We start from the raw sequence: 921 nt of genomic DNA, 5'->3' as shown, positions 1-921 counted from the left end.
GAAGAAGGATCGATAGCGCCCATCATACAGCTTTCCAAATCGCCAAGGTAGAAAACACAGAAAAATAGCCATCGACCGCGTAATGCCATCCCAAATGGACCGAACCTATTTGAATGATGACCGCAAAAGCGCAGGCAAAGTATCCCAATGTTTTATTGAGACGGTAAGTGCATAGCGCCATTAATACCGCAATGGATACGTGCATACTTGGCATGGCAGAGATGCCAGAACCGATGCCATTTACCTGCGTTACATAGCCTTGCCAAAGGTAATCCTGAGTTTGTAAAGCCCATAATGGAAATGCGCCAACGCTTTCTAAAAACGTACTTTGCTCGTTCAATCTCTGCATTAAAGGAGCAAAAAGATCATCACCGTTCAAAAGTTCCAAATAACACGGCCCTACTGACGAAAACGCGGTCGCAAATAGGCTGCCGTTGATCATCCAAGTCAGTAGAAACGTGAGTAAAAACTGCAAGCGTAACATTCGTGCCTTCTTGTACAGTACAAAGAAAAACAGCGTCATCCACATAAAAAAGAACCAAGCATTGTAGGCGGTATTGATTGCCAGAGATGCCCAAGGGCTTGAGAAAATAGCGTGAGTAATCACCCACGGGTCGTTGCCAAAATGTAGCCAGCGGTCGAGTTCAATCAAGCTCTGATCAACACCGTAAGGGTGTAGCAAGGGGATGATGGATTTTAAGAAGGTGTAATTTGAAAAGACGATGTTGAGCGCCAACAACAAAATCAGAATTGAGCAGGTTCGACTGAGTGGGAAAACGATGGTTTTGAGCTCACACAGAAACTGTTTGGTGGGGTGTTTCTCACGGCGAACAAGCAGATACAAATAGTAGTAACTGCACCACACAAGCCCTGCGCTGTAACAAGCTAAATAAAGAGTTTCGAGGTAGGTAATAAATGAGT

Annotated in this window: 1 protein-coding gene; it reads right to left on the bottom strand. The window is 44.6% G+C overall.

The window, feature by feature from the left end; all coding sequences use genetic code 11:
* Positions 1–22 precede the first annotated feature (22 nt).
* Positions 23–921, bottom strand: an 899-nt coding sequence (locus R7E78_RS25090) for a phosphatase PAP2 family protein (RefSeq protein ID WP_318058468.1), incomplete at its 5' end; no start/stop codon positions are given.

Source organism: Vibrio sp. YT-19(2023) (genome assembly GCF_033337395.1).
The sequence above is the reverse complement of the archived record's forward strand: the minus strand, read 5'-3'. Positions and strand labels throughout refer to the sequence as shown.